The sequence below is a fragment of the Imhoffiella purpurea genome (assembly GCF_000585215.1).
Taxonomy (GTDB): Bacteria; Pseudomonadota; Gammaproteobacteria; order Chromatiales; family Chromatiaceae; genus Imhoffiella; species Imhoffiella purpurea.
Map to the genome: position 1 here is coordinate 1 of NZ_AONC01000104.1, position 2,431 is coordinate 2,431.

Annotated in this window: 3 protein-coding genes and 1 tRNA gene; 2 read left to right on the forward strand and 2 right to left on the reverse strand. The window is 50.6% G+C overall.

What is annotated here, in order from left to right:
• On the forward strand, positions 1–273 hold a 273-nt coding region (locus D779_RS22495; protein WP_232424263.1), incomplete at its 5' end, for a hypothetical protein.
• Complete coding sequence (locus D779_RS22500) at positions 270–854, forward strand: VPLPA-CTERM sorting domain-containing protein (protein WP_157726491.1); 585 nt, start codon at positions 270–272, stop codon at positions 852–854. The genes D779_RS22495 and D779_RS22500, both read left to right, overlap by 4 nt.
• Before the next feature lie 116 nt (positions 855–970).
• On the opposite strand, the gene D779_RS20470 is transcribed toward D779_RS22500, so the two are convergent.
• On the reverse strand, positions 971–1,390 hold the full coding sequence (locus D779_RS20470; RefSeq protein WP_043758243.1) for a bacteriohemerythrin: 420 nt from the start codon (positions 1,388–1,390) through the stop codon (positions 971–973).
• Positions 1,391–1,785: 395 nt separating this feature from the next.
• Positions 1,786–1,862, reverse strand: a tRNA-Met gene (locus D779_RS20475).
• Between the last annotated feature and the right edge of the window lie 569 nt (positions 1,863–2,431).

A 2,431-nucleotide genomic window follows, 5' to 3' on the forward strand; every position in this document is an offset into this window, starting at 1 on the left:
GGCCACCGTGCAGACGAACGAGTCGACAGCGGGCGAGCCCGAAGACAGCTGGGGCCAGGATGTTCACCTTACGTGACCTTCAAAGCCCTGGCCAAAACAGCCCTATTTCCTAAAAACCAAACTAAGACGCTGTATCTGAAAAACAAAAAATACAAAGCTCAAACCCGGCACAACACCCAATGTTTTGGCTCAACTTTTGCTTATTCAAATATAGCCCAGGAACATTTAAATTCCACCCAGCACATTAAAGAACGCCGGAACCGACCCCCATGAGAATATTCAAAGCAGCAGCAGTTCTTTTCCTAATTTCGATAGCGGGCGTAACGAACGCAGCGACCATATCATCCATCAACGGCACCGTGTCGTTCAGCGGCATAATGACCCTGAACGCCTCCATGCTCAACGCCACAAGCATAACCTTCTCCGAGGTCTACACATCCAACGCCACTGAAGATCTCTCCGAGATGTATCTCGCATCGACGTCAGATTTCCCATTCCACGACGCTTCAAAGGCTCTCACAGAATTCAACGGCTTCAGCTGGAATCCCGATGACGTAGCCGGCAAAACAATATGGTCTTACAATAATGATACGCTTAAATTCACGGCAACCGAAATCACCCAATACGATCAAAGATCAGGTTATCTATTCGTAGCAATCAGCGGGACGATATCCAGCATAGACCCCAAATACCAGAGCACTGCAGGAACCTTCACACTGACGACGCAAGGCGATTCTTTAGAGGCCACTTTTTCCGCCGGCTCCTCATCAGTACCTCTACCCGCAGCCAGCTGGCTGTTTGGCTCGGCTTTACTTGGATTGGCGGGACTTGCACGAACGAGAAGGAAGCAATAGACTTTTTGAATACGTCCAATTAAAACCACACGATGGCAAGCGCCCTATAACCTATTCCCCGCCACCATTAATATGAATAGGACGCTCACACCAGCCGACAGAAGCATTGCCAACCACTAATCCTGCAATTTGCGCGCACCGTCTTTGACATGCAGCGCATACAGCATGTCTTCATCCGCAATGTGGTCGATCAGCCAATCCTGGGTTATATCTAAAGCTCGATCCGCCAGCCGCTGGCTCGGGCCAAAAATCATCAGATCGTTTTCCAGCTCTCCCAGGCGCCGAAAAAAAGCAGCATGCTGATACAGATGATCCTTGAGGCCGGGATAGGCATGCAGCCGCATGAACGCTTCCTCGGTACGGAAATGCTCTTCGGCATAGGTGCGCATGAAGGCTATCGCCGGCCCAACGGCAGCCTTGCCCTCCAAATCCAAGATTCCCTCGTACAATCGATGCGATGCCGCAAAAAAACCCTGATGCTGTTGATCGATTTCGGGAACGCCGATGAGGTAGACGTCGGACCAGTCTTTGAGCATTTGACACCTGTGAACATAGCTTGACCGCAAGCCCAAGGCATCGATAGCCCAGGCCACTAGACCGTTTAGGTTAAGTCGCGCAGCGCGGGGCTGTCGAGCATCAAAGCACCCGACTTGGCGCCACCGCGTTGACTCATCAAATCATGCCCAGACCGAAAGCATCCACACCAAAACATTTGATGCTGGGATTCGCTTGAGAACCGACGGCAGTATTCGGCGAGGAAGGAAGACCAGAAACAGACGCCCCAACCGGAGGCTGCAGGTGGTTGGATAATTTAGACCAACCTGGCATCTCCAGACAGGCACCAATCGAAGCGACACCAAGGAATGCAGAGAGAGAAGGGGGGATAGAGACGTTTCGAGCGCATCCATGCGCTCCGAAAGGCTTTGAATTGTGGTGGCTACGCCCTGACTCGAACAGGGGACCCTCGCATTATGAGTGCGATGCTCTAACCAACTGAGCTACGTAGCCAGAAGAGCTGCGAATTTTAGCCCAGATCACACCACCAGACAAGAGAAATTTTCTCACACCCCAAATATATCCGAAGGGCTACACAACCATCGTCAATGGGGACAGCTACACTTGTCGTTTGCTCTGCCGGGGTGGCGACATTGGTAGATGCATCAGACTCGAAATTTTTGTAGCCTGATAGCATCATTTTTCACATATCCCAAATATAATATATCGCCCATTATAAGTAGCTACCCGAAAATTAAAGTTTAAAAATCGCGGCCTTAACGAATAAAACTTCCTTGAGGTTGTGTCTTGACAAAAACATCCGCTTATGAGGTAGCTCCAATAATGGACTCAATGTTGTGGGCGCCACATCCAGCCAGGCACCTCAGGACCAGTAAAGCCTTCCCACCCTTACAGCCCATCTGCGTTCACAAAACGAGAAGGCAGAAGGGGATCCAGAGAAATCGAACACATACGTTTCAACATGAAGAAGGGCCATGATCATAACCCTGGCCAAGACCGAGTGCGGATGTAGGTGATTAGGGTGACAAGAATTGGCAGGACCCTCTCCCGTGCGTACCCTT